Source organism: Phormidium yuhuli AB48, assembly GCF_023983615.1.
Lineage (GTDB): Bacteria > Cyanobacteriota > Cyanobacteriia > Cyanobacteriales > Geitlerinemataceae > Sodalinema > Sodalinema yuhuli.
The window spans coordinates 3,837,092-3,861,264 of record NZ_CP098611.1 but is presented as its reverse complement, the minus strand read 5'-3'; the positions used below and the strand labels follow the sequence as shown (position 1 = coordinate 3,861,264).

Here is a 24,173-nt window from a genome sequence, read left to right as displayed (position 1 = left end):
GATCGCGAACACGAGTGAGAACAGGCTCAAGGAAATCAAAGTCAGCAAACAGACAAGGTCTAGTTAAATTCAGGTTAAATTGTGACACACAATACCGCCTCCGTCACGGTCTCCGGGTTAGGGGAGGCAGCCACCCCGATGTTCAATTTGGATTTAGGGATGGTGTGGTAGACTACCCTCAAGCTTCCGTTTTAACACTAACAGAGTAATGTCGTCGTATATTTTGTGACCATTAATGTATTTTTTTAGGGTTTCGATGATGGCCTGCTGGATCTGCCCGGCGTTATCTTGGGCATGGCGACGGGCCACCTGGCAGAGCCGTTCCAGCCCAAAAAAGTCGCCGTTGGGGGCTTCGGCTTCGGTGATCCCGTCGGTATAGAGGATCAGGGTATCGCCAGGATGTAGGGTCAGCTCAAGGGGCTGGATAAACTGGCTAATCTCAGCATCGAGGCCAATGGGAAATCCTAAATCTAAGGTATCAATCTGTTCGAGGGAGCCATCCCGTCGCAAGAGGAGTGCCTTCTCATGTTGTCCGCTCAGTTGTAGTTGTCCCTGATGGTAGTCGATGAGACTCAGGGTTAGGTTGCGATCGGAGTTCATCCGTTCAACGTTGTCGTAGATGGTGTGGTTGAGGGTATTGAGGAAACGAACGGGATCGGTTTCTTGGGCGGTGAGCAGGGTGCGGATGGCAGTTTGTACCATGATGGTGAAGACACCACTTTCGAGGCCATGGCCGGTGACGTCGCCAATGCCAATTTTGACGCCGTTGGCATGGGGCAAAATATCGTAGTAGTCTCCTCCCACTTCAGCGGCGGGTTCCATGTAGGCGGCGATATCGAGATCGGGAATTTTCCCTAAATCTCGCTCTGTGGGGAGGAGCATTTGTTGTAACCGATGGGCAATATTGACTTCACTGCTTAGGCGGAGGTTTTCTGCTTTGAGCCGTTGATTGAGTTCCTCGACTTCGGCGTTGGCGCGATCAAGGTCTTGACGCCGTTTTTCTAGGAGTTGGCTGGCGACGGCATAGAGTTGGGATTGGGCAATGAGGAGCTTATGAATGTCGAGGAGACGATGGGAACCATCCCGGAGAAGGATGACGAGGGGTTCGTAAAGGTTTTCAGGCGATCGCTCTAAGCATTGACGGGCAGCGGTGAAAATTGGACAATCGCCGGGATAGGTGAGAACATCAACTTTGACAAAATCATAGAGACATTGCAACGGTCGATTATAAAAGAGTTCAATCCCGTAAGGACGACTCATGATTTCTAAGCATTTTCGCCGAGAAATCATCCCCATATAGTGACCCTGCTTCAGTAAAATTACTCCCGGCAGGATAGGGTTTTCGTTGAACTGCTGGACTAAAATTCGTCCGGGTACATCGCAATCCAAGCTAAAGTGTTCTAGGGTTAGATCGGCCAGGGTTGAGGTGAGGGTTAAACTCTCCAGAGAACTCCCATAAATATGAGACAGACGGTCAAGTTCTAGCATCATTAGGGCTTGCGGATAATCATTTATGGACAATGGAGACTAAACAATGAACCGTACATGGGATATCGCCACAACCATAGCTATGACAAGATTTACGGGAGTTTTTCTGTCCCGCAACGGCTTGAGAGGGCGATCGCCACCATCACGTCCTTTAATTTTGATCTATTTTACGGCAATTGTCATGGATTCCAGAACACATCAGAACCTAGAAATGACCAGCATTTCAGAAGTTTCTTTGAATTAACATTGGCTTAATGTTTAGTTAACCTCAAGATTGCCTTGGCTTACGGGCGATCGCCTCAATGTTGGAAGTAGAGAAGCCTAAACAAGAGCGAACCAAATCGAAGCCCGTAAATACACTGAGTAATGGGATATTTTGCAGCGGATTAAAGTGGGCTGCCACTCGACGCCAGTTAAGCTGATGTTCTAGCCAATGATGATAGGAAAGAATCCAGAAGGCATGGGAGGGTAAGCTACGGAACTTTAACGTCTCTAGGTTGGCATCCTCAAAGAGCTTCTCTAAGGTTTTCTGACTAAACAAATGCCAGTGACGGGGAAAGTGGTAGCCTCCCCAATAGCCCTCATGGAAAAGTTGGGCATCCCAGCCCTCCATATTAGGGGTTTCCAGGATGAGGTGGCCACCGGGACGGAGGAGTTGAGCCAAAATCTGGATAATTTGGGCGGGATTAGCCACATGTTCGAGGACTTGTAGCAGGATAATCACATCAAAGCTATTATCCGGTAACTCTGGGGCAACGTCTTCTAGGCGGCCGTAGTACCCCTGAAATCCGCCTTGATTCAGTTGATCAATGGCCGCCTCGTTCATCTCCACGCCATAGAGATTATGCTTGGCCAGTCCCAGACGGTGAAGCCGTTTCAGATAGCGTCCATTGCCACAGCCGACATCCAACACCCGTAGGGCTTTTTGCGGCCGGGTTGACGGCTTTGAGTCGGAGGTGCGAGAGGACTTGCTAATCCAACTCTGGACTTTTCCTCCATCAAGCCAGTCCTTGGCCCGCAAGGCGAGGGGGTGAATGGCTTGATCGTAGGTGTAGGCGTAGTAATGGGGGGGATAAATGCGGGGGAGTTCGGCCATCACCGGCCGGGGATTGAGATAACGATGGCCACAATGACGACATTGGACAATCTGAAAGATATCCGTTGAAGTGCCATATTCGTAATCTTGACCACTGGCGTAGGGATGCCAGCGATCGCTCCCACAAACGCCACAAGAGACAAATTCTTGTTGTAGATTCACCCGCATCCCCTATTTTGCCGAAACAACTGCTGTTTTTGCTGTCAGGGGTAGCGATCGCACCACCCGTCCGAGGAATCCCAAATAGCTGGGACGGACGGTAATTTCAGGGCGATCGCGCACCCCACGATGAGCTAAGTGTAAATTGTAGTGGGGAATGGCCGGCCAAAGATGATGTTCGGCATGGTAGTGCATATGATGGGGGGCAATCAGCACCGCTTCCCATCGCGGCGGGGTGAAGGACACCAGCCGTAGGGAATCCCCCACCGAGGCGGGATGGCGCAGGACTCCATGATCACAGAAGGCGCGAATCTCATCGGGGACAAAGACCAAGGCATAAATCGGAAACACCCAGAGCAGCAAATATGCCCAAATGGGCAGGGGAGACAGCCAAAATAGCCAAATGAGTAGCGGCTGCCAAATCAACACCGGCAGGCGCTGTTTAAGGTAGTCTTTGAGTAGGGTTTGGGGAGGGGTGGCCCCGGTTTTAGGGGTGGGGGTCAGCAGGCGACCGAAGGGGGTCACTTTGAGAACGGTTTTGCCGAAGGTGGCTAGGCCGGAACAGTAGAGAAGGAAGGCGAGGGGGGAATTTTTGCCTTCAAAGGTATGGAGATAGCGATCGGGATCGTCGGGAGTTCCCATGTGGCGATGGTGTTGCAGATGGTTGCGGCGGGCATCTTCGAGGGCCATAAACATGGGACCATAGACGAACCAGCGGGCAAGGGTGTCGTTGAGGCGACGATGGGGATGTAAGGCCCCATGAATGGCATCATGGGCCAGGATAAATAGGGCATATTGACGGTTGCCGATGATGAGAAGGGCGATCGCGTAACTCCAAAGCGTCTGAAACTGAGCGGCGATGGCAAAACCCAGACCAATTGCCAGCCAGTCGAGGCTGATGTCTCGATAGGCCCGCATCGGCTTCAGGGTCAGCCACTGACGCAACTGTTCAGGGGCAATAGATTTACGAATCCGCCGTTCAATCTCCGGCATGGTCATTGGGGTCGTGGTCGTCATGATGGGCAAGAGGCAAGAGGCAAGAGGCAAGAGGCAAGAGGCAAGAGGCAATGTGGGCAAGAGGCAATGGGCAATGGTCAATGGGCAATGGGCAGGAGTCCTCAAGTATTATCCATGATTGACAGTCTGTGGTGAGGGGAGGGTTGGGGGCGATGTTTGATGTTTTGTATAATCAACAAATTGATTATCAACCTTAAGGTCTTATGTCTGAGCCTCAATCCCGCCGGGAGTATATTCGTGAGATTGCCGCCAAAGCGAGTGCTGATGAGCATCCGGCGGGCTGGTTTGAACAGGTTTATACTACAGCCGAGGGAGAATCGGCGGCGATTCCTTGGGCGTTGATGCAGCCGAATCCGCATCTGCTGGCTTGGTTGGATGAGGGCGATCGCCCCCAGTCCGGTCCCCGGGCCTTGGTGGTGGGCTGTGGCTTGGGGGATGATGCTGAGGCCTTAGCCGAACGGGGCTATCAGGTGACCGCCTTTGATATTTCCACCCGGGCGATCGCCTGGTGTCAGGAACGATTCCCCAACTCCTCCGTGGCCTACCAAGTGGCGGACTTATTCGAGTTTGCCCAAAGCCACCCCCAGGCCTTTGATTTCGTCTTTGAATGCCGCACTATTCAGGCCCTGCCCCTCAAGGTTCGCCAGCAAACCATCAGCTCGATTTGCCAACTTCTGGCCCCCAAGGGAACCCTATTCGTCATCACCAATATTCGCCAAGATGAAGCGGCCCCCGAGGGACCCCCTTGGCCCTTATCGGAGACCGAACTGCAACAGATTCTTCAACAGGGCCTACAGGAAATTCAGCGTCACCGTCCTAGCGGAACCAACCGCCCCACCCTCTGTATAGAATACCGACGAGTTGCTTGAGCGCTCTCAGTCTTCTTCCCCAAACCAAAACTCCCGTAATCGTTCATAGGTTCCATCCTCTATGGTTTCCAGGAGTGTCACATTGACGGGAGTGCGGTAGGGACTCTCTGGGGGCAAGGCAAAGCCGTAGAATTGTCGCTGAAAGACAGACCCCACCAGTTTCACGTCCCCCTTGCCTTCATGATTGGCATAATGCTGTAAAACAGGGGCGTCATAGACAATTGCCGCCACATCTCCTCGCCGTAACGCCTCGTACATTTGCTCAGGATTGCCATATTCCATGGGAATGGTACGGGTGTTGGCCAAAAACTCAGCAGCGGTGGTGGCTTGGACGGTGGCCACCGGTCGTCCGCGAAGGTCATCCAGGGAACGAATTGCACTTTGTAACCCATCCACCGTAAAAATGGTCGTCATGCTAGCAATAAAATAGCCAAAGACAAAATAGCCAGCACACATCCATAACAGGGCAACGAGTTTCCCCAAAGGGCGTTTTGGGGTTTTGTCCCCATAGCCAACGGTGGTTACGGTAACCGCCGCCCACCAAAAGGCCTCCCAAATCCCTACCCTATAGCGTGGTGGAAAGTCCGGGTTATGGCGATGTTCCAGTAACCAAACCAGATGAGCCACCAGCAACAGAATCATGACAAACACACCAATCCCGGCATAAAAGGCCCGAGACAAGATAATCCCTAGGGTGATCCGTTGCAGTTGGCCCCAAAGACTAATGTACTGTTGAGAAACGAGAATTTGTAAGCCCGCCTCCAAAATCGGTTGAGAGAAATCCAGGCGGTCCTCTCGTTCAGCAGTGATGCTAATTCCACCAATCCCTAAATCGGCTTGGCCCAACTCAACTGCATCGAGAAGATCATTGACATTTCCAGCTACCTCGATCTCATAAGACCAGTTCAGCCGACGAGTGATTTCTCGCCAGAGGTCAATCACAAAGCCCTGATACTGGCGATTCTCTTCCATCACTAAGGGGGGAAGGAGGCGGGTAACCACTTGTAGGCTATTGCCATCGTTTACAGTGGGGGTCACGGCAGCAGTGGGCGCCACAGGAAGGGCGAGCACCCCACTTAGAACCATCAGGAGGGTTAGCCCCGTGACAAGAACGTGGCGGAAACTCTGGCACAGTGATCCGGGCAAGGGTGGCATGAGTTCATCGGATGTGACGTTGATGACTTCATTATGGGTCTGGATTAGGACAATCGGGAAGAGCGACCCCCGATCGACTCGCTCTGGAGAAGCGATCGCCTAGAATGGTCAGTGCCATACATGACGCCCCTTCTCGACACAATGCATGATGAGTCTATCCAGCCCCAACCCCAGGGCCATCACAAACCCTTAAGTTTTAAAACCAAACTAGCCTACGGTGCCGGAGACTCCGGGGCCGGGATTACGGCGACCTTGCTGGCCTTTTCCTTCCTGATTTTTCTGACCAATGTGGCCAACCTGCGCCCAGCGTTAGCGGGAACCGTCTTGCTCATTGGCAAAATTTGGGATGCTGTTAATGATCCCATTATTGGCTATCTGAGCGATCGCACCCGATCGCGTTGGGGACGGCGACATTCCTGGATGTTGATGGCCTCGATTCCCTTTGGGGTCTTTTTCTTCCTCTATTGGATTGTCCCGAGCTTCAGCGAGGACCCTGGCATCAATCAATGGGGCCGCTTCATCTATTACACCGTCATCAGTATTATCTTTAACGCCGTCTCTTCGGCGGTTACGCTGCCCTATACGGCCCTTACCCCGGAACTGAGTAAGGACTATGACGAACGGACGAGTCTTACCGGTTATCGCTTCATGTTTTCCATTGGAGGCAGTATTCTGGCTTTAGCTCTGGGGCAATTTTTTGCCATGCAGTTTCCTGACGATAGTATCGCTCAATATTTGAGTTTGGGGGCAACTTGCGCTGTTCTCGCCGTCTTGCCAATTTACTGGTGTGTCTGGGGAACAACGGATCCCACAGCCTTTAACCCACGTCAGAAGACGATTCTACCCGGTTCAGAGGAGGATATCACTCCCTCGGGTTCGATTTGGGAACAGTTTAAGGATGTGCTTCAGAGTCGTCCATTTTGGTATGTCATCGGGATTTACCTCTGTTCCTGGCTCTCATTTCAGCTGACGGCAGCGATTATTCCCTACTATGCCGTCAGCTATATGGGGATGGACTCTTACTTTCCGGTGGCCCTGGTGGTGCAGGGAACAGCGATGTTGGCGTTAAGCCTGTGGAGTTGGGTGAGTTATCGCTATGGACGTAAACGCACCTATTTTGCGGGGATGATTGGCTGGATTGTTGCCCAGATCCTCTTATTTTTCTTGCCGAGCGATCGCGTCGACTTGCTGTATATCCTCTGCTTCATGGCAGGCCTGGGGGTATCTACGGCGTATCTCATTCCCTGGTCTATCTTAACGGATGTCACCGACTTGGATGAGCTGAACACTGGCGAACAACGTCAGGGAACCTTTTACGCCCTGATGGTGTTTCTGCAAAAAACGGGTTTGGCGTTAGGAATTTGGGTCGCGGGGATTATCCTGGAACTATCGGGTTTTGTAGAACCTTCCCCTGGGGAACCCATCCCCCCACAACCGGAGTCAGCCTTATTTGCCATTCGCGTGGTGGTGGGCCCCCTACCCGCAGCCTTCCTGCTCATTGGCTTGCTCTTGATGTACTACTATCCGGTAACTCGGGAATTGCAAGAAACAGTCGTCTTACGCCTGCGAGAACGGCGAGAGGCTCAACAGACAGCAAAAACCCCCAATCCTGAGATTGAGGGCTGATTGGGGACTCTTCCCTGGGTCTCGGCCCAGAGGAGTCCAGAGCTAAGGATTAGTTGATGACCAGCTTGCCCATCATACCTGCACCACGGTGAGGGGTACAGAAGTAGCTGTAGGTTCCGGGAGTGGCATCACTGGGGATGGTCACATCGTAGCCATCGCCGGCAGAGTAGGCCAATTTGCTGTTGGAGAGTTGTTTGGCAACGCCAGCATCAGCGGAGTTGGCTTCGTCAAAGACGACGTTGTGGGGAGGGAGTTTGTTGATCACCCAATGCACCGTATCCCCAGGGCTGACTTGTACGGTTTGAGGCTCGAAGGCCAACATCCCGTTATCAGCACCCATTTTAATGGTGACATCTGCTGCGGCAGCGGGGGCAATAGACAGGGCGAAGCTGCTCAGCACGAGTACGACGGCGAAGAAAGCTTGAATTAAACGTTTGGACATTATCGTATTTGCCAATCTCAATCATCTATGACAGAGCGTCACACTTGTTATTGTAAAGGAAAATGTCCGATCTCCATGACAGGCTGTCAAATTTCTCGTTCAGGTTCTCCCGAAATCCCCTCATGACTCTTTTAGATATTCTGCGACAGGACTATCAACGCTTTCCCGAGGCGCAAACCTATGAGATTTACGCTGAGGATGTTTACTTTAAGGACCCCCTCAACGAATTTCGGGGCTGCGATCGCTATCGCCAGAACATCCACTTCATCGCCACTTGGTTTAAGGCGGTGCATCTGGAGCTGCATGATATCCACCAGGAGGGCGATCGCATCCTCACGGACTGGACGTTGGCGTGGAACACCCCCCTCCCCTGGTTTCCCCGCATCTCCATTCCCGGCTGGAGTGAACTCACCGTCAATCCTGAGGGCAAAATCAGCCGCCACCTCGACTACTGGCATTGTTCCCCTTGGCAGGTGCTACGACAACATTTTCCCGGAGCCTCCCCCCCCAAGCATCCCAAATTGTAATGTCCATCTCTGACAATGGACCGACGCAGGCTCTGCCAAAAGCGGCTAAAGTAAACAAATGTGTAGCAATTCTCAGAATTAAGGACTGACCCAGACGATGCGAATTATCCTCATGACAGGCAAGGGTGGCGTAGGTAAAACCTCCGTGGCGGCCGCCACTGGACTGCAATGCGCTCAGAAAGGCTATAAAACCCTTGTCCTCAGCACCGATCCAGCCCACTCTCTCGCCGATAGTTTTGACCAAGAACTCAGCCATGAACCGCGTCAGATCCAAGACAATCTCTGGGGGGCTGAGTTAGATGCGTTAGTGGAATTAGCCGAAAACTGGGGCTCGGTTCAGAAGTACATCACCCAAGTGCTACAGGCCCGAGGCTTGGAGGGAGTCCAAGCTGAGGAGTTAGCCATCCTCCCCGGGATGGATGAGATTTTCGGCTTAGTGCGTATGAAGCGCCACTATGACGAAGGGGAATATGACGTTCTCATCGTCGATTCTGCCCCCACAGGAACCGCCCTGAGACTCCTGAGTTTGCCCGAGGTGGGGGGCTGGTATATGAGACGCTTTTACAAGCCGTTACAGGGTATTTCTGTGGCGCTACGTCCCCTGGTTGAACCCTTGTTCAAACCCATTGCCGGCTTCTCCTTACCGGATCGAGAGGTGATGGATGCGCCCTACGAGTTTTATGAGCAAATTGAGGCGCTCGAAAAGGTCTTAACTGACAACAATCAAACCACAGTCCGCCTCGTGATGAATCCCGAGCGGATGGTGATTAAAGAATCCCTGCGGGCTCATGCTTATTTGAGTCTCTACAATGTGGCTACGGATTTGGTCATTGCTAACCGAATTTTACCGGATGACGTCACGGACCCCTTTTTCCTCCGTTGGAAGGAACAACAGCAGCAATATAAAGCGGAAATTCACGAAAACTTTCATCCATTGCCGGTTAAAGAAGTTCCTTTGTATTCTGAAGAGATGTGTGGCATGGAGGCATTGCAACGCCTGCGGGACACCCTTTACGGAGATGAAGATCCCAGTCAGGTCTATTACAAAGAAAATACAATTCGGGTGATTCAGGAGGAAGGGATCTATCGTCTAGAATTGTATTTGCCGGGGATTACAAAAGACAAAATCCAACTCTCAAAAACTGGCGATGAGTTGAATATTTGTATTGGCAACCACCGTCGTAATTTAGTTTTGCCCCAAGCGTTGGCCGCATTACAACCCTCGGGGGCAAAAATGGAGGAGGATTATTTGCGGATTCAGTTTAGTTAGGGAGGGCAATAGGCATCACCGGCGCCCCCCTCTTCAGGAGTTGCCGGCTATCTATCTGGGGAATCCTTCAGAGGGCGAGTTTGTAGAGCATAAACAGTTCCCCAGAACGGCGGCTGAGTTTCTGGCCTTTGGCGTTGAGTAGACGTTCCCATTCACTGAGGGGTTCGAGAAAAACCTCAGCGCCAAGATAGGTTTCTAAAATTGCCCAATCTTCTGCCAGGGGGGTTTCTGGGTTGATCACATCAAAGACAAATTGGCCACCGGGTTTGAGGACGGTTTGCACGGCTTCGATAACCCGTTGCCAATAGTCGAGGGGGAAGTAACAACTGAAGCCTGTGGCGATCGCCAGATCAAAGCGGTTGGGCTCATAGTCCTCCAGGAAATGAGCGCCACCGACGGTTACACCTTTAAAGAGTTTGGAGTTAAGTTGTGGGGCGCGGGATTTGAGGGCTTCACAGGCCACTGTACTAATATCGCGCCCATAGAAGAGAGCTTCCCAGGTGACCCAAGGATACACCAAGAAACTGACCCCGCAGCCGAGGTCGAGACAACGTTGATTTTTCTTGGGTTTGGCTAATTCCCAGAAGGGAGAGGCGACGCGCTGCTGAAGTTTCCCGGCGGCCCAATCCCGGAAAATCGCCAAGGACTCGACTTCGGCGGGGACCTCAAAGGGGTCACCACGATATTCTTGATTGTATCGCCTAGCGAGTTGGGTCAGGCGATCGCTCAGGGGGATTGGGGTCACAGGAGTTTAGGAGGTGCGGAGGACTAGCGGCCCTTGAGGGCTTTGGTAAAGTTCTGACGGTAGGACTTATTGCCGATGTAGAGAACGGGCCACATCAACGAGAGGGCAATTTGATTGCCAATACCCCGTTCAAAGCTGGTACGGTGGAAGCCTTGCCAAAATTTCCAGACTCCACCTGCGTAAACAACGATGAGGACGAACAGCAAGATTCTCATAATGGTGTCAAGGGTAGGGACCAATGGGTCTAGTTGTATGAGGGAGAACCGCCCGGACGAGAACTCCTAACCCCCCAAGCTGTGGTCAGTCGAGGGCCTCAGCGGTGGCTTAAGTCTAGTTTAACCAACTTTGTCTCAATCGACTTGTACGGGGACTTCGTCGAGGCCAAAGTGTTGGATGACCCGAATCACGGCAACGGAAAAAATCAGCCCCAAGACCAACCCGCCCAACACTAGGATGGTAAAGTAGCGGCGCAGGATTGAGGCAGTTTTGTCGCTCCGCTGAAGTGGGGTTTCGGGAAATTCCCCATCAGGAACCTCGGAGTTCTGATAGACGGGGTCGTTAGCTAAACCGGAGGTCTCCTTAAAGGGATTAGGACCGCCGCTGAAGGGATCGGGAAATAGGTTGCTCATCAGACTCTGGGGAATCAGGGACTTGTCCCCATTGTAGAGCATGGTGCTTTAGGCGTTTGAGGAGGATGAGGCTTGGGGCTGATCCTGATGAGTATATTGGCCCACGACAGCTAGGAGTTGTTCCCCATCAAAGGGTTTAGTGAGATATTCTGTGGCTCCGGCCAGATGGCCTTTAACCTTGTCGAAAGCCTTGTCTCGGGCAGTGAGCATAATGATCGGTAAGTCCTGAAACTGGGGTAGACTGCGGACAGTGCGACACATTTCTAATCCATCAATGTCCGGCATGGAGACATCTAACAGGACGACCTGAATGGACTCGTGGTAGATGGTGCTGAGGGCATCAAGGGCATTGTCAGCAAGGATGACGCGGTAATGCTGTTCTAAAATCCGTTGGATGGTTTTTTGCATGACCGGACTGTCATCGACCGCGAGAATGGTGGGCGAGTTGAAGGAGTTGGCAGGCATGGCATTCTCTCAAGGGGGACGTCCCGATTCTGGCGATCGCAAGTCCTGATTGACGGGTATCTCGGGCCGGTATGGAAGCAGAGATACCGATCTCCTCAATCAGAGTGGGGACGGGGAGCGCGATCGGCTAGGTCTGAGGGTTAATGCGTCCATGCTAACAATTTCTGTGCCGTTGCGGTCAAAAGATTCTCAAAACTTGATATGGCCTTCGGTTCGGATTTTGAGATAAAAAGTTCCTAATTTAAATTTTTTTTAATAATTTGCCCAAATCAGCCCTCATTTTGGCCCTAAGGGGTTTCAAATATCGCCGAAGATCAGCTTTTAAAATCCAACCCTTGCATTTCGTTAAAATCTTTACAAAATCTAAAGAACATCGAGTAGACTGTAGGGGTAAGGCGATTGCAGCTAGACTCCGAAAATGCAGCGGTAGCCGATCCGCAAATTTGGGGATTAGTTTCCATTTGAGCCCCATCCTTATCCGTTGCAACGGTTGATCATCAAGCCTCTGTGAGAATTAGGGCCTTTGAGCGCATCACCTGAGACGACAGCCTTAGACACAGCGATGAGATGCGGCTGCATTCCCTGATTGCTCCCCCTGTCAGTCGAGGCAACTGTTATGCTAACTCAAAGCCACGTGTCACACGCATCATTAGAGGTTGCCATGCCTGAAGCGTCCTGTGCGTTTGATGAACACCCCAATGAGGCGTTCAAAGATCTCGCACAACTTGCTACCTATGTTTGTCATACCCCAGTGGCTGCAATCGTGTTTAGCAACGGGATACGTCAGGGAGGCAGTCCGGAGTTAGAGGTCTCCTCCCGTAGTCAATATCGCTGTTGGATGAAAGCGGCGTTGGGGCTATCACCTGAGCAATTTGGCCTCTGCATCGATTTATGTGAGGTGACCCTAGAGCGCGATCGCCTAACGGTCATCGAAGATCTCAGCCAAGAGGCTCCCGTTTGCGATCGCCCCTTCATCAAAAGCTATCCCCATTATCGTTTTTATGCTGGGATTCCCTTGGTTAGCCCCAAAGGCACCACGGTTGGGACCCTCTGTGTCCTAGATTATGAACCCCGGCAACTCGATTTGAGCCAGCGTAAAGCCCTTGCAACCCTCAGTCGGCAGGCCACACGGTCTTTGCGAGTGTTACGAGACTTTGGGACGTACTTTCAACGTCCCGCCTGGCAAGACCTGGACTATGGGGTCAGGGCCAACCCCTTCAGCAAACATCCTTATAAATCACCCACACCGCTCCTCCCGTCCACCCCCTTAAGCTCAAGTGAGAGCAAATCCCCAGTTTCTCAGGAGGAAACCCCCAATGGCTTTAGCATCCTGGAAACCATTACCGAAGCCTTTTTCGCTGTCGATCGCCAGTGGCGCCTCCTCTATATCAACCGACGGGCCGAAAAACTCTGGAATATCCAGCGCAATCAGGTGACAGATACCAATCTCTGGGAAACATTCCCGGATTTAATCCCATCCGTCTTTGCTGAAGAATGTCACGCCGCCTTTGAAACTCAAAGCTGTCGCCACTTTGAAGAATACTACGACCCTTTAGGGCTCTGGTTGGAAGTTCGCTTGCATCCAGAAGCACAGCGGTTATCGATTTATTTCCGGGATGTCACCCAGTACAAGAAAAACGAGACGGTTTTGATTGAACAAAGCCATCTCTCAATCCTGGTCAGTGCAGTTAGTAGCGCCCTAGCCCAAAGTCAAACCCTAGACGAAAGCCTCGATCGCAGCCTTAAGGCTCTACTGGATCATCTCCAGGCTCGTAGCGCTGGGATTTGGCTAGCCCAGGCCGATGATCCCGATACAACGACCTTTGACCGTACCGACAAACCCCTAACCTTGGTCGAACATACCACAGCCGGGGAGACACTCCCCGAGTTGTTATTCCCCAAAACTACGGTGTTAGGGGCCTCCTGGTTGGGTTGGGTGGCCGAGACTCGCGAACCCTACATTAATAATCGCCTCGATCGCGTTGCCAAAGATTTGGCCCTCGACGTTCCCTTTGAGTCACCGAGTTTAGAACACCCCCTCTTAGATGTAGAGCGGCTGGGAACCTGGGCCCAGGAGTATGATATTCAGGGCTTAGTTCTCTATCCTCTGATTGTTGAGGAGCGGATTCTCGGGGTGCTGCTGATTTGTGCGTCTCATCCCTGGACTGAAGATGCGGTGAGTGTTCTGGATTGGCTGTCGAGTACCATTGGTTTATCCGTTGACCGCGCCTGGGCCCGGGAAGCCTTAGTCAATCGTCGTAAATCCCTGCTATTTCGCCTGGCGGGACAAATCCGTAATTCCCTGGATCTCGATACCATCTTAGATACGGCGGTTCATGAGATTCGTAGCCTACTGCAAATTGACCGCTGTTATTATCTTTGGTGTTCTGGAGAAGGAGAATCTCCCCTAACCCTAGCGGTAACTCATGAAGCCTGTGGGAAAGAGATTCCCAGCTTTTTGGGTGAGAGTTTTATGTCCCAGGCGGAACGATTGGTTCCTAAAATTTGGCAGTTGGAAACGGTGCAGTTGAATGATCTGACTCAGGCCGATGCCGAGACACGAGAGTTTTTAGAACCGTTGGATGTCAAGGCCCAGTTGATTTTACCCCTAGGGACACGCTCCGGGCAATTTGGGGCGATCGCCTGTAGTCATGGAAGTCGTCGCATCTGGAATGATACTGAGGTGGAACTGTTGCAGGCGGTGGTGGATCAGTTGGCGATCGCCATTGATCAAGCGGAACTCTACGCCAAAACCTGTGCGGCGGCCCTCGCGGCTCAAACCCAGGCCCGACAACTGCAAGAGGCCATGGAACACCTCAAGCAAACCGAGGCCCAACTGATTCAACATGAGAAGATGTCCAGTTTGGGGCAGATGGTGGCGGGAATTGCCCATGAAATCAACAACCCCGTCAACTTTATTACCGGCAACATTAGCCACGCCAGCACCTATATTGAAGACTTGTTGGGCTTAATTGACCTCTATCAACGCCATATTCCCAATCCTCCTGAGGAGATTGAGGAGGAAATTGAAGAGATTGACCTAGAGTTTGTCGAGGAAGACTTACCGAAGTTGATTGACTCGATGAAGATGGGAGCCGAACGCATTCGTCAGATTGTCGTTTCCCTGCGGAACTTCTCCCGTCTTGACGAAGCCGACGTAAAGGGCGTCGATATTCATGAAGGGATTGAAAGTACCCTCTTGATTCTCCATAACCGCCTGAAAGGGAAAGGGGAACTTGCACCCATCCGTATTATTAAATATTACGGTGATTTGCCTAAAGTCAACTGTTTTCCGGGACTGCTGAATCAGGTGTTTATGAACATTATCGCCAATGCGATCGATGCGGTGGAGGACGCTGGCTTACGAACTCCTCAATCATCGGAAACCCCAACCATTACGATTTGTACGGAAACAACCTGTAGCGGTTTAACTCCCGAGACCAACACCTGTACTGAGCCAGATAGTGTCACCATTCGGATGCGTGATAATGGGCCGGGAATTAAGTCCCAGATGCTGGAAAAACTATTTGACCCCTTTTTCACCACCAAGTCCGTGGGGAAAGGAACGGGGTTAGGCCTGTCTATTGGCTATCAAATTATTGTGGAGAAACACCGAGGACGCATTTGGTGTGAGTCTGAGCCGGGGAAAGGAACGGAGTTTTTTATACAGATTCCCCTGCATCAACCCGAGTTTGACCGCTAACGCTCCAAGTCTCAGAAGCCACCATCCCCAAAGCGGTAGCCTTTCCCATAAACCGTATGGATAAGAGGAGTTTCGCCGGAAATGGAGAGTTTCCGCCGTAGCAGGCGAATTGAGGCCGCTAGGACATTACTACTAGGGGGACTGTCTCCATCCCAGAGATATTCGTGGATTTGTTGGTGGCTCAGTAATTGTCCAGGATGGCTCATGAAATAGGCCAACAGTCGCAGTTCTTTCACGGATAGCTCAATGGTGCGTCCCTGGCGATAGGCCAGTTGATTGTCGAGATCTAGGTCGAGATCTCCCACTCGTAACCGTTGTGTTGGGGGAGTGGGGGGGGAGTCTGGGGGACTCTCCAGAGTCGCGTCAAAATGGGGCGATCGCCGCAGCAGGGCCCGCACCCGCGCCAGGAGTTCCCGCAGTTCAAAGGGTTTGACGAGATAGTCATCGGCCCCCGCATCGAGGCCTAAGACGCGGTCATCGAGGGTATCTTTGGCGGTTAGGAATAGGACTGGGGTGCGGTCACCCTGCGATCGCCGTTCCCGACAGACCTCTAACCCCGAAGATTCCGGGAGCATCCAATCCAACACCAACAAATCATACTGATGTCGAGCCGCCAGGTTGAGGCCGTCGCCTCCCGTAAAGGCCACATCCACCTGGTAGCCTTCTCGTTCCAAGGCTTGGGACAAGGACCGGGTCAGTTCAATTTCGTCATCGACCAACAGAATACGCATAGACCACGGACAGGACAAGGGGAACGGCTGGGTTCATTTTACCGTTTGCCGGGCCTGGGGCGATTCGGTGTGAGGGGACTCCGACAATCCAATCTGGGAGAACTGACGTACTGATGGCGGGACCCCCCCTTCACCCTGGAGGGGGCGATCGCGATACAGTAAAAGAACCGACGTTCAATGGCCATGCCCATGAGTCCAACCCAGAACCCCTCTCAACCCCAAGCACCCAGCTATGATGTCGAGCAGGTGGTGCTTCAGCGATACCAGGATGGTGCAGAGCAGGTTCAGCCGAGTTTATGCTGTCCCACCGACTATGACGACCGTTATCTAAAGCTGATTCCCCAAGAGATTTTAGACAAAGACTATGGTTGTGGCGACCCCTCTCGCTATGTCGAAGCCGGAGAAACCGTCTTAGATTTAGGGTCGGGAGCTGGCAAAATCTGTTATATCCTCTCCCAGAAAGTCGGCGCCGATGGCTCAGTGATTGGGGTGGATTTCAATGACACCATGTTAGCCCTCGCTGGCAAATATCAAGCCGAGATAGCCCAGAAAATTGGCTACCAAAACGTGACATTTGTCAAGGGTAAAATTCAAGATTTAGCCTTGGATTTGCAGCTTGTGCAAACTTGGCTTAGGGAGCATCCTATCGAGGATTTAGAGGGATTATTTAAATTTGAACAGTGGTGCGATCGCCTCCGTCGAGAACAGCCTCTCATTGCCGACAATAGCATCGATGTCGTTGTTTCCAACTGTGTCTTAAACCTCGTCCATCCCCGAGACAAACAACAGCTTTTCCAAGACATCTTCCGAGTTCTCAAACCCGGTGGCCGTGCCGTCATCTCCGATATTGTCAGTGACCACTATCCCACCGAGACCATTCTCAACGACCCAGACTTATGGAGTGGTTGTATTGCCGGAGCCTTCCAAGAAGACGACTTCCCCAAACGCTTTGAACAGGTTGGATTTCAAGACATTGAAATTCTCAGTCGCCAAGCCGAACCCTGGCAAGTGGTGGACGGAATCGAATTTCGTTCCCTGACCCTGCGAGCCTATAAAGGAGGCCGTCCGGAGTCCTCAGAGAAGACCAGTTCAGCCTCTCCTAAACGCTCCTGTTGCGGTTAATCACATCAAACCCGGCAATTTAGGGATAGGTTTCCCATACCCGCGACCCCATCGCCAAACTTTGAATACCCCTTAAACAGTCCTAACTTCATGGTACAAGCGCCCAACCGCTCCCAGACCCTTACCCCCTTTCATCAGCAACTCAACCACCCCTTACAGAAACAACCCATTTCCGTCTTACAAATCAACCTGGGCAAACGCTGTAACTTAGCCTGTCATCATTGCCATGTGGAAGCCGGCCCAAAACGAACCGAAGAAATCTCCAGAGACATTTGGCAAGATTTAGTGACCCTCATCGAGCAGTTTCCTCAACTCCAAACCGTGGATTTAACCGGAGGCGCACCGGAGATGCACGCCGGATTTAAGCCTCTGGTTGAGGCGGCTCGGCGAACCCAGAAAGAGGTGATTGTTCGCTCCAACTTGACCATCTATTTCGTTCCCGGCTACGAGGACTTACCCGAGTATTTCGCCGCGAATCGGCTGCGAGTTGTAGCGTCTCTCCCCTGTTATCTAGCCGATAATGTGGACAAGATGCGAGGAAATGGGGTATTTGACGAGTCCATCCGCGCCTTGCAATGGCTCAATCAACTCGGCTATGGTCGAGACCCGGAGTTAACCTTAGATTTAGTCTATAATCCACCCATGCCCGGGTCTGAGGATGAGTTTCGGCTTCCCCCAGCACAAGCGGGGTTAGAGGCCGCCTATAAGGCCCATCTCGGAGGCCAATTTGGCATTGAGTTTAACCATCTCCTGACGATTACCAATTTACCCATTGGACGAACCAAACAGTTCTTACAACGTCGTCATCTCCAGCAAGCCTATACGAAGTTCTTGGAGGAGAATTTCAATCGGGCCACCCTTGAGGGGGTAATGTGTCGGAATCAGCTTTCTGTGGATTATCTGGGCAATATCTACGATTGTGATTTTAACCAGATGGAGGGAGTGGCGGCCCAGTCAGCCGCAGGAGACCCCCTAACGGTTCGTCATCTGTTAGAGGCGGGGAGTTTAGACGTGATTGAGCAGATTCAAACTCGGGACTATTGTTATGGCTGTACGGCGGGTTGTGGTTCCAGTTGTGGTGGTTCGTTAATTGAGGAGTAACCCGTATCCAGGGGAGTCATGAGAGTTAAAACTGGAAGGTTTCTAAGGCAAGAACAGTCCGTTGAAGACTGTTGGACTGGTTCATGGCTTCCCTAACACGCCACTGTTGACTGATAAATTTCAACAGGGGGGCGTTATAGTCTTTGCCCACTTTCGCGGTACTCCCTTTTTCGGGTACAATCGCCTGTCGTAAGTCTTTTTGTTTTGAGGTTCTGACTAAGTTTATTAAATCTTGTTTCGGGTCATTAACCTGGTCTGGATTTTGGGGAATTTTGGCTAAATCTACAGCAAAAAAATCCGAAAATGCCCGAGTATCCGCCAAAACCCAAGACTCAACCTCTCGCACAGCAATCCGAAATAGAAGATTAGGATGTTTCGGCTGACCCCCTAACCAGTCTTGAATCAAAGTGATGGGGCAATCCGTCTGATCTAAATCCGTTAAAACTAGATAGGGACTCCCCTGGGCCGCTCGGTTGAAGCCTTTGATATTCTTTTTGATGTAGCCAAACCCATTTTTACTCAACCGCAGTCCCACGATATAGTCTGCTTCAACATGGTCTAAAATTTTCTCTAAAATAGCACCACTGAGGACATCTTCGTAGACTAAGTTGATGGGAATTGAACTCACGACTACAACTCTAACTCTAACTCTAATTGCTGTATATTGAGAGGAGCGGTCTGGGGTAAGGCCGTCTCCGAAATGGTGAGTCCAGCTTCAAGAAGTTGGCGAATTTCTGGAATTGAAGAAACGACTCTAGCCTCTGTCCCCTCCTTTTTCGGCTGCATCATGATTACTTCTCGACCGTCAATTCCCGGGTCTGAGAGTAAATCTGCACTATGGGTACTCAGAATAACTTGACTCTTTTTCCCTTTCTGTAAGCGAGCAATAATAGCGGGAAGTTTGGCAACAATGGCGGCATTCAGCGATAGTTCCGGTTCTTCTAATAAAAGAATTGAGTTTCTTGTTTCTAATAATGACCAAAATAGGGCAATTAGACGCAACGTTCCATCGGAGAACTGGTCTTCTCGTTGTTTACCGGCTTTCGGTCGCCAATGTTCATAGACGGCTTCAAGGTGAGGATGTCCCATATCATCTTTGATATCCGTTAACTGCTTCATTTGAGGAACGGCTATCCTTAAGGCATGTTCTATCTTACTTAACCAAGCTTTTCGGGTCTTTTCAGGAGTTTTGATAACTCGCTCTAGGAAGTTTTTACCAAAAGGGTCTGCTCGTAGAGTTGCACCTTCAAAAGTATCGGGATATCTCAGAAGTTGTGGGACGAGATGTAGGTAGAGGCTGGATTGAAAAAAAACTTGGATGTCTCTAAATTCTCGGTTAAATCGGAGTTGTTCTAAGGCAGTTTGTGTGAGGAGTTTTGGGTCTTCTTCATCATCTTCATCCGGTCTTTTTAAAATAAGATTTTTGTTTTTCCAGACTTTCTCCCAAGCTAAAATTGGAGGATTATCTCCTCCTTTCTGGTTTTTAATGCCAATACTATAAACCCACTGAGGCGGACTGGATAAATCTGCTCCTAAGTGAACTTCAATTTCAATAGTGGGATAACGGCGGGCATAGAGAGAGCGTAGTTTTAATACGCCCCCCCGTTCTTTAACCGCCCGCTGCAACCCACCGCCATCGGGGTCAGCAATATCCCGCAAAAAGCGAAATACATCTAGAAAGTTGGACTTTCCACAAGCATTAGGTCCAATCAAGAAGACTCGTTCTCGGAGTTGAACATCAATATCAGTGAAGTTTCTCCAGTTTTTGAGTTTAATCCGTTGAATATACATTGATTAGTTCAGGAGAAGACAGGTTTTAAGGAATCTTCTCGGTTTAGGGTAATCAGGAGAATTTATGCCAGATTACACCTGTTGCCGTAGGGGCGAAAAATCCCCTCCTGGGAGGGGTAGGGGTGGGTTCCCCTCCTGGGAGGGGTAGGGGTGGGTTCCCCTCCTGGGAGGGGTAGGGGTGGGTTCCCCTACAATTTTGTGTACCCTGCAATAAATCCAAGCGTAGATCTAGAAAACCCTTAAACCTTGAAGTTTTCCGTGACGCGAGTCATGGCTTCTTCTACATTAGCGCGGCTGTTAAAGGCGGAAATGCGGAAATAGCCTTCACCGGCTGCCCCGAAACCAGACCCGGGCGTTCCCACAACATTGGCAGTTTGCAGGAGTTTGTCGAAGAACTCCCAACTGGATAAACCGTTGGGGGTTTTGACCCAGACATAGGGTGCATTCACCCCGCCATAGACCGTCAAACCAGCCTTGCTGAGACGATCGCAGATGATTTTAGCGTTTTCCAGGTAGAAGCCCACTAACGCCTTGATTTGCGCCTGTCCAGCGTCGGAATAGACCGCTTCTGCCCCCCGTTGCACAATGTAGGAAACACCATTAAATTTAGTGGATTGGCGACGATTCCAGAGTTGGTGCAGTTGGACGGTTTCGCCGCTGGATGTGGTAGCGGTTAGGCTTTTGGGAACCACGGTGTAGGCGCAACGAGTCCCGGTGAATCCAGCATTTTTAGAGAACGAGCGAAACTCGATCGCACAGTCTTTAGCCCCTTCAATTTCATAGATAGAATGGGGCAAACTCTCATCGGTAATAAACGCTTCATAGGCGGCATCAAACAAAATAATTGCCTGATGTTCCCGAGCATAATCGACCCAAGCTTTTAAATGCTCCTGGGTCGCCGTTGCCCCGGTGGGGTTGTTGGGGAAACAGAGATAGACTAAATCCACTTTATCCGAGGGAATCTCAGCGGTGAAATTGTTGTCCGCTGAGATGGGCATATAGACTAAGCCCTCATATTTTCCATCGTCGTTAGCGGGGCCGGTATGTCCAGCCATGACGTTGGTATCCACATAGACCGGATAGACGGGGTCGGTGACGGCAATGCGGTTATCTTTGCCAAAAATGTCTAGGATATTACCGGTATCACATTTGGCACCGTCGGAGACAAAAATCTCGGAAGCGTCAATGTCACAATTGCGGGCTTGGAAGTCCTGGGCGGCGATTTTTTCACGCAACCAACCATAGCCCTGTTCCGGACCATAGCCTTTGAAGGTAGCGCGATCGCCCATCTCGGAAATCGCCTTCGACATCGCCTCTAAACAGGCTTGGGGCAGGGGTTCGGTCACATCGCCAATGCCCAATTTAATAATCGGCGCCTCGGGGTTAGCCTCGGTAAAGGCGGCCACACGACGGGCAATTTCTGGGAACAAATAGCCCGCTTTCAGTTTCAGGTAATTCTCGTTAATCGTTGCCATTATGACTCAATACTCTCGCTGGATCTTGCATTTTATCGCAGCCTCCGGTTTGGGGCTAGGCGTGGGCAGTCAAAACACCCGGGGTTTGCTGTCGGGGTAAGACATCGAGGATATCTTCCTGGGCGCAATACTCCAAATCGGCGTTACAGTTGAGCCGCAACAGTCGCTGGCCGTGACTGGCGATCGCCATCAAGTCCACCAGGCGATCGCGCCATTGCTCATATAACGCCAAAGCGGCTACAGTTTCATCATTTCCCGCCAGTTCTGCCAGGTTAAAAGACCCCGATTCCACAAGACTGGCGATAATTGCCCCGGCACAGACGGTATCCTCTAAGGAGTAACTCCCTTGCCAACCGGAACCGACTAAATAGACCGTTTCCGGTTGCGTCTGGGCCAAAAACTCCACCACCGCCCGGCGATTGACTAAAGCCGCTGTCAGCAGAATCGGCGCCGCTTCCACCCGTTGCAGGGCCCGAGTTCCGTTGGTGGTACTCAGGAACAGACGACAGCCTAAGACGTGATCGCGCTTATATTCCAGGGGAGAGTTGCCAAAATCGCAGCCCTCCACCTTCGCACCACCCCGTTCCCCGGCCCGTAGGCGTTTCGAGGGGTCCCAGCTTTCGCTGACGGCCATGAGTTTATCAATATCGCTAAACGCTTGCACCGCCTCGGCCCCAGCCGCGAGAACCGTGGCGATGGTGGTGGTGGCCCGTAGAACATCAATGGCCACCGCACAGGCGGGGGTGGGTTCAATCGGGGTGAGTTCGGGAGTGTGATAACAGTAAACCTTCACAGCAGTTGGGGGGCAATTTGGCATCAACAACGCCCTTCATCCTATCAGCTTAACCGCTATTCCTCCCGGCACGTACCGCTTAGCAGTCGGCGTCGGGAGTACGTCACGATGCGTTCATCCCATTGACTCCATGACCCACTGAGTCCGAATCCATCGCTTTGATGGTCTAAGGTTTTGGAATCTCCTATGGAGGGCAATTTTCACTTACACTTTTATGGTGTAACAAGTCTTTAAGGAACTGTTGGCGAGAGAGGGAACCCTCAGCCGGGTGACCCATTCCTATCTGCGCCTCTCCTGCCTATGTTAGTCAAAGCATCTCCGAAACCCTTGCGTTGGCAACGCACCCGAACCTCTCTATTTGCCCGTCAGGTCGAAATTTTTGCCGCCACTGGGAAGCTATTATGGTTTCTCGGCTGCGATCGCCTGCGGGGGAAACGGGACTCGAAACATCGTCAACAACGGGCCCAGTGGCTGGTGAACACCCTTCTGGATTTGGGGCCCACCTTCATCAAAATTGGTCAAGCCCTCTCTACCCGAGGGGATTTACTGCCCCTCGAATATATCCGGGCCCTGTCCCAACTCCAGGATAAAGTACCACCCTTCTCCTCGGACGAGGCGATCGCCCTCATCGAACGGGAACTCAAAAACTCCCTCCACAGCCTCTATCGAGACTTTGACTATCATCCCATCGCCGCCGCCAGTCTCGGACAAGTCCATAAAGCCCGACTTCATAGTGGTGAGGAAGTTGTGGTGAAAGTCCAACGGCCCGGCCTCGAAAAACTCTTCAATCTCGATTTCCAGGTTCTTTATCAACAGGTTGTCCTAGCAGAACGCCTCTTTCACTGGACTCGCAAGTATGACCTTGAGTCGATTTATAATGAGTTTCGTACTTATATTTATGAAGAAATCGACTATATTCATGAAGGCAAAAATGCTGAGCGCTTTCGAGAAAATTTTTCTGACTCTGAGGATATTTTAGTCCCAAAAGTCTATTGGCGCTATACCACCTCCAAGGTCTTAACCCTAGAATATATGCCGGGCATTAAAATCAATGATAAAAAGACCCTAGAATCCCTTGGCATTGACGTCCGAGAACTCAATACGATGGGCATTGGCTGCTATCTCAAACAACTCCTAATTGATGGCTTTTTCCATACTGACCCCCATCCTGGCAATATGGCCGTCACCCCCGAGGGACAGATTATTTTTTATGACTTCGGCATGATGTCCGAGATTAACTCCCTCAATCAAGCCGAAATGACCCGAAGTTTCTTCGCCGTCTTACGCAAAGATACCGATGAAGTTCTCGAAACTCTCATTTCGATGGGATTAGTGGAAGAACTCTCTGATATGACCCCAGTGCGAAACTTGGTGCAATTTGCCTTAGACCGCTTCCGCGATCGCCCCATCGAATTTCAGGAGTTTGGCGCCTTAAAACAGGAACTCTACACCATGTTTGAACAACAGCCATTCCGACTTCCTGCCCAAATGACCTTTGTCCTCAAAGCCCTAGGAACCCTCGATGGCATTGCCAGAACCTTAGACAATCAATATAGTCTAATTGGCTGTGCCAAGCCCTTTGTCAAGACCTTAGTCGTGGAAAACCAAAGTGGTCGCGGACAAGTCTTTGGAGAACTCACCCGTCAAGCCAAAGGCTTTCTCAATCAACGCTTCAACCGTCCTAGCCGTGCCGAAGTCCTCATCCAAGAACTCCAAGGCCGACTCGAACGGGGAGAATTTCAATTTCGCACCAACTCCCCAGAAATCGAGCGACAAATGCAGCGCATCCAGTTAATGTTAACGGTGTTAGTGTATGCCTGCATCACAGGATTCTCCGTACTCTCAGGGGCTGTTTTCATCTCAGGAACCTATCCAATCGCCGCCTTTATCGCCTTTAGCATCTCAGGATTATCCGGCTTATTTTTCCTAAAAGCCCTCCTAATTTTCATCATCCGAGACCGCTTTTAGA

Annotated in this window: 22 protein-coding genes; 8 read left to right on the top strand and 14 right to left on the bottom strand. The window is 51.2% G+C overall.

What is annotated here, in order from left to right:
• Window positions 1-153 precede the first annotated feature (153 nt).
• From NEA10_RS16550 to NEA10_RS16540, 3 genes are all read right to left on the bottom strand, one after another.
• Window positions 154-1,491, bottom strand: coding sequence for a SpoIIE family protein phosphatase (locus NEA10_RS16550; RefSeq protein ID WP_252662461.1), 1,338 nt, complete (start codon window positions 1,489-1,491; stop codon window positions 154-156).
• Window positions 1,492-1,756: 265 nt separating this feature from the next.
• Window positions 1,757-2,746 (bottom strand): class I SAM-dependent methyltransferase, encoded by a 990-nt coding sequence (locus tag NEA10_RS16545; RefSeq protein ID WP_252662460.1) that lies wholly within the window; start codon window positions 2,744-2,746, stop codon window positions 1,757-1,759.
• Window positions 2,747-2,755: 9 nt separating this feature from the next.
• Window positions 2,756-3,760, bottom strand: coding sequence for a fatty acid desaturase (locus NEA10_RS16540; protein ID WP_252662459.1), 1,005 nt, complete (start codon window positions 3,758-3,760; stop codon window positions 2,756-2,758).
• A gap of 203 nt (window positions 3,761-3,963) precedes the next feature.
• Here NEA10_RS16540 and NEA10_RS16535 point away from each other — a divergent pair, with 203 nt between their 5' ends.
• Window positions 3,964-4,629, top strand: a complete 666-nt coding sequence (locus tag NEA10_RS16535) for a class I SAM-dependent methyltransferase (RefSeq protein WP_252662458.1) — start codon at window positions 3,964-3,966, stop codon at window positions 4,627-4,629.
• A 6-nt stretch (window positions 4,630-4,635) separates the two neighbouring features.
• Here the strand turns inward: NEA10_RS16535 and NEA10_RS16530 are convergent, their stop codons facing one another.
• On the bottom strand, window positions 4,636-5,667 hold the full coding sequence (locus NEA10_RS16530; protein WP_252662457.1) for a transporter substrate-binding domain-containing protein: 1,032 nt from the start codon (window positions 5,665-5,667) through the stop codon (window positions 4,636-4,638).
• Window positions 5,668-5,925: 258 nt separating this feature from the next.
• Here NEA10_RS16530 and NEA10_RS16525 point away from each other — a divergent pair, with 258 nt between their 5' ends.
• A complete protein-coding gene (locus NEA10_RS16525; protein ID WP_252662456.1) occupies window positions 5,926-7,410 on the top strand; it encodes an MFS transporter in 1,485 nt (494 codons plus the stop codon).
• Window positions 7,411-7,459: 49 nt separating this feature from the next.
• Here NEA10_RS16525 and petE read toward each other — a convergent pair whose 3' ends face one another.
• Window positions 7,460-7,852 carry a plastocyanin gene (gene petE, locus NEA10_RS16520; RefSeq protein WP_252662455.1) on the bottom strand — a complete coding sequence of 131 codons (393 nt, stop codon included), beginning with the start codon at window positions 7,850-7,852 and terminating at the stop codon, window positions 7,460-7,462.
• 122 nt (window positions 7,853-7,974) lie between these two features.
• Here petE and NEA10_RS16515 point away from each other — a divergent pair, with 122 nt between their 5' ends.
• Together NEA10_RS16515 and NEA10_RS16510 are read left to right on the top strand one after the other, a co-directional pair.
• Window positions 7,975-8,379, top strand: a complete 405-nt coding sequence (locus tag NEA10_RS16515) for a C6orf136 family protein (RefSeq protein WP_252662454.1) — start codon at window positions 7,975-7,977, stop codon at window positions 8,377-8,379.
• Between the two features lie 97 nt (window positions 8,380-8,476).
• The gene (locus NEA10_RS16510) at window positions 8,477-9,649 is read left to right on the top strand and encodes a TRC40/GET3/ArsA family transport-energizing ATPase (RefSeq protein ID WP_252662453.1); all 1,173 of its coding nucleotides are present in this window, start codon (window positions 8,477-8,479) and stop codon (window positions 9,647-9,649) included.
• Window positions 9,650-9,716: 67 nt separating this feature from the next.
• Here the strand turns inward: NEA10_RS16510 and NEA10_RS16505 are convergent, their stop codons facing one another.
• From NEA10_RS16505 to NEA10_RS16490, 4 genes are all read right to left on the bottom strand, one after another.
• A complete protein-coding gene (locus NEA10_RS16505; protein ID WP_252662452.1) occupies window positions 9,717-10,394 on the bottom strand; it encodes a class I SAM-dependent methyltransferase in 678 nt (225 codons plus the stop codon).
• Window positions 10,395-10,417: 23 nt separating this feature from the next.
• Window positions 10,418-10,609, bottom strand: a complete 192-nt coding sequence (locus NEA10_RS16500) for a hypothetical protein (protein ID WP_170190304.1) — start codon at window positions 10,607-10,609, stop codon at window positions 10,418-10,420.
• A 135-nt stretch (window positions 10,610-10,744) separates the two neighbouring features.
• Window positions 10,745-11,065: a hypothetical protein gene (locus NEA10_RS16495; RefSeq protein WP_252662451.1), complete on the bottom strand. Its 321-nt coding sequence runs from the start codon at window positions 11,063-11,065 to the stop codon at window positions 10,745-10,747.
• Window positions 11,066-11,071: 6 nt separating this feature from the next.
• The gene (locus tag NEA10_RS16490; RefSeq protein WP_252662450.1) at window positions 11,072-11,488 is read right to left on the bottom strand and encodes a response regulator; all 417 of its coding nucleotides are present in this window, start codon (window positions 11,486-11,488) and stop codon (window positions 11,072-11,074) included.
• A 661-nt stretch (window positions 11,489-12,149) separates the two neighbouring features.
• On the opposite strand from NEA10_RS16490, the gene NEA10_RS16485 reads away from it, so the two are divergent.
• On the top strand, window positions 12,150-15,191 hold the full coding sequence (locus tag NEA10_RS16485) for a GAF domain-containing protein (protein WP_252662449.1): 3,042 nt from the start codon (window positions 12,150-12,152) through the stop codon (window positions 15,189-15,191).
• 11 nt (window positions 15,192-15,202) lie between these two features.
• Here NEA10_RS16485 and NEA10_RS16480 read toward each other — a convergent pair whose 3' ends face one another.
• Window positions 15,203-15,922 carry a response regulator transcription factor gene (locus tag NEA10_RS16480; RefSeq protein ID WP_252662448.1) on the bottom strand — a complete coding sequence of 240 codons (720 nt, stop codon included), beginning with the start codon at window positions 15,920-15,922 and terminating at the stop codon, window positions 15,203-15,205.
• Window positions 15,923-16,111: 189 nt separating this feature from the next.
• Here NEA10_RS16480 and NEA10_RS16475 point away from each other — a divergent pair, with 189 nt between their 5' ends.
• Together NEA10_RS16475 and arsS are read left to right on the top strand one after the other, a co-directional pair.
• Complete coding sequence (locus tag NEA10_RS16475) at window positions 16,112-17,044, top strand: methyltransferase domain-containing protein (protein WP_252662447.1); 933 nt, start codon at window positions 16,112-16,114, stop codon at window positions 17,042-17,044.
• A gap of 90 nt (window positions 17,045-17,134) precedes the next feature.
• Entirely contained in the window at window positions 17,135-18,145 is a 1,011-nt protein-coding gene (gene arsS / locus NEA10_RS16470) for an arsenosugar biosynthesis radical SAM (seleno)protein ArsS (RefSeq protein ID WP_252662446.1), read from the top strand.
• A gap of 25 nt (window positions 18,146-18,170) precedes the next feature.
• Here the strand turns inward: arsS and NEA10_RS16465 are convergent, their stop codons facing one another.
• From NEA10_RS16465 to NEA10_RS16450, 4 genes are all read right to left on the bottom strand, one after another.
• Complete coding sequence (locus NEA10_RS16465) at window positions 18,171-18,773, bottom strand: DUF4276 family protein (RefSeq protein ID WP_252662445.1); 603 nt, start codon at window positions 18,771-18,773, stop codon at window positions 18,171-18,173.
• 2 nt (window positions 18,774-18,775) lie between these two features.
• A complete protein-coding gene (locus tag NEA10_RS16460) occupies window positions 18,776-19,936 on the bottom strand; it encodes an AAA family ATPase (protein WP_252662444.1) in 1,161 nt (386 codons plus the stop codon).
• Window positions 19,937-20,175: 239 nt separating this feature from the next.
• Window positions 20,176-21,411: an LL-diaminopimelate aminotransferase gene (locus NEA10_RS16455; RefSeq protein ID WP_252662443.1), complete on the bottom strand. Its 1,236-nt coding sequence runs from the start codon at window positions 21,409-21,411 to the stop codon at window positions 20,176-20,178.
• Between the two features lie 55 nt (window positions 21,412-21,466).
• Window positions 21,467-22,204 (bottom strand): 2-phosphosulfolactate phosphatase family protein, encoded by a 738-nt coding sequence (locus NEA10_RS16450; RefSeq protein ID WP_252662442.1) that lies wholly within the window; start codon window positions 22,202-22,204, stop codon window positions 21,467-21,469.
• A 300-nt stretch (window positions 22,205-22,504) separates the two neighbouring features.
• Between NEA10_RS16450 and NEA10_RS16445 the strand changes: the two genes are divergently transcribed.
• Window positions 22,505-24,172: an ABC1 kinase family protein gene (locus tag NEA10_RS16445; protein WP_252662441.1), complete on the top strand. Its 1,668-nt coding sequence runs from the start codon at window positions 22,505-22,507 to the stop codon at window positions 24,170-24,172.
• Window position 24,173 lies beyond the last annotated feature (1 nt).

Bases quoted from the DNA above. Each gene is read 5' to 3' on its own strand.
- NEA10_RS16550 (WP_252662461.1), bottom strand. From the start codon at position 1,491: ATGATGCTAGAACTTGACCGTCTGTCTCATATTTATGGGAGTTCTCTG.
- NEA10_RS16540 (WP_252662459.1), bottom strand. From the start codon at position 3,760: ATGACGACCACGACCCCAATGACCATGCCGGAGATTGAACGGCGGATT.
- NEA10_RS16535 (WP_252662458.1), top strand. From the start codon at position 3,964: ATGTCTGAGCCTCAATCCCGCCGGGAGTATATTCGTGAGATTGCCGCC.
- NEA10_RS16525 (WP_252662456.1), top strand. From the start codon at position 5,926: ATGCATGATGAGTCTATCCAGCCCCAACCCCAGGGCCATCACAAACCC.
- petE (WP_252662455.1), bottom strand. From the start codon at position 7,852: ATGTCCAAACGTTTAATTCAAGCTTTCTTCGCCGTCGTACTCGTGCTG.
- NEA10_RS16515 (WP_252662454.1), top strand. From the start codon at position 7,975: ATGACTCTTTTAGATATTCTGCGACAGGACTATCAACGCTTTCCCGAG.
- NEA10_RS16510 (WP_252662453.1), top strand. From the start codon at position 8,477: ATGCGAATTATCCTCATGACAGGCAAGGGTGGCGTAGGTAAAACCTCC.
- NEA10_RS16500 (WP_170190304.1), bottom strand. From the start codon at position 10,609: ATGAGAATCTTGCTGTTCGTCCTCATCGTTGTTTACGCAGGTGGAGTC.
- NEA10_RS16495 (WP_252662451.1), bottom strand. From the start codon at position 11,065: ATGCTCTACAATGGGGACAAGTCCCTGATTCCCCAGAGTCTGATGAGC.
- NEA10_RS16490 (WP_252662450.1), bottom strand. From the start codon at position 11,488: ATGCCTGCCAACTCCTTCAACTCGCCCACCATTCTCGCGGTCGATGAC.
- NEA10_RS16485 (WP_252662449.1), top strand. From the start codon at position 12,150: ATGCCTGAAGCGTCCTGTGCGTTTGATGAACACCCCAATGAGGCGTTC.
- NEA10_RS16480 (WP_252662448.1), bottom strand. From the start codon at position 15,922: ATGCGTATTCTGTTGGTCGATGACGAAATTGAACTGACCCGGTCCTTG.
- NEA10_RS16475 (WP_252662447.1), top strand. From the start codon at position 16,112: ATGAGTCCAACCCAGAACCCCTCTCAACCCCAAGCACCCAGCTATGAT.
- arsS (WP_252662446.1), top strand. From the start codon at position 17,135: ATGGTACAAGCGCCCAACCGCTCCCAGACCCTTACCCCCTTTCATCAG.
- NEA10_RS16460 (WP_252662444.1), bottom strand. From the start codon at position 19,936: ATGTATATTCAACGGATTAAACTCAAAAACTGGAGAAACTTCACTGAT.
- NEA10_RS16455 (WP_252662443.1), bottom strand. From the start codon at position 21,411: ATGGCAACGATTAACGAGAATTACCTGAAACTGAAAGCGGGCTATTTG.
- NEA10_RS16445 (WP_252662441.1), top strand. From the start codon at position 22,505: ATGTTAGTCAAAGCATCTCCGAAACCCTTGCGTTGGCAACGCACCCGA.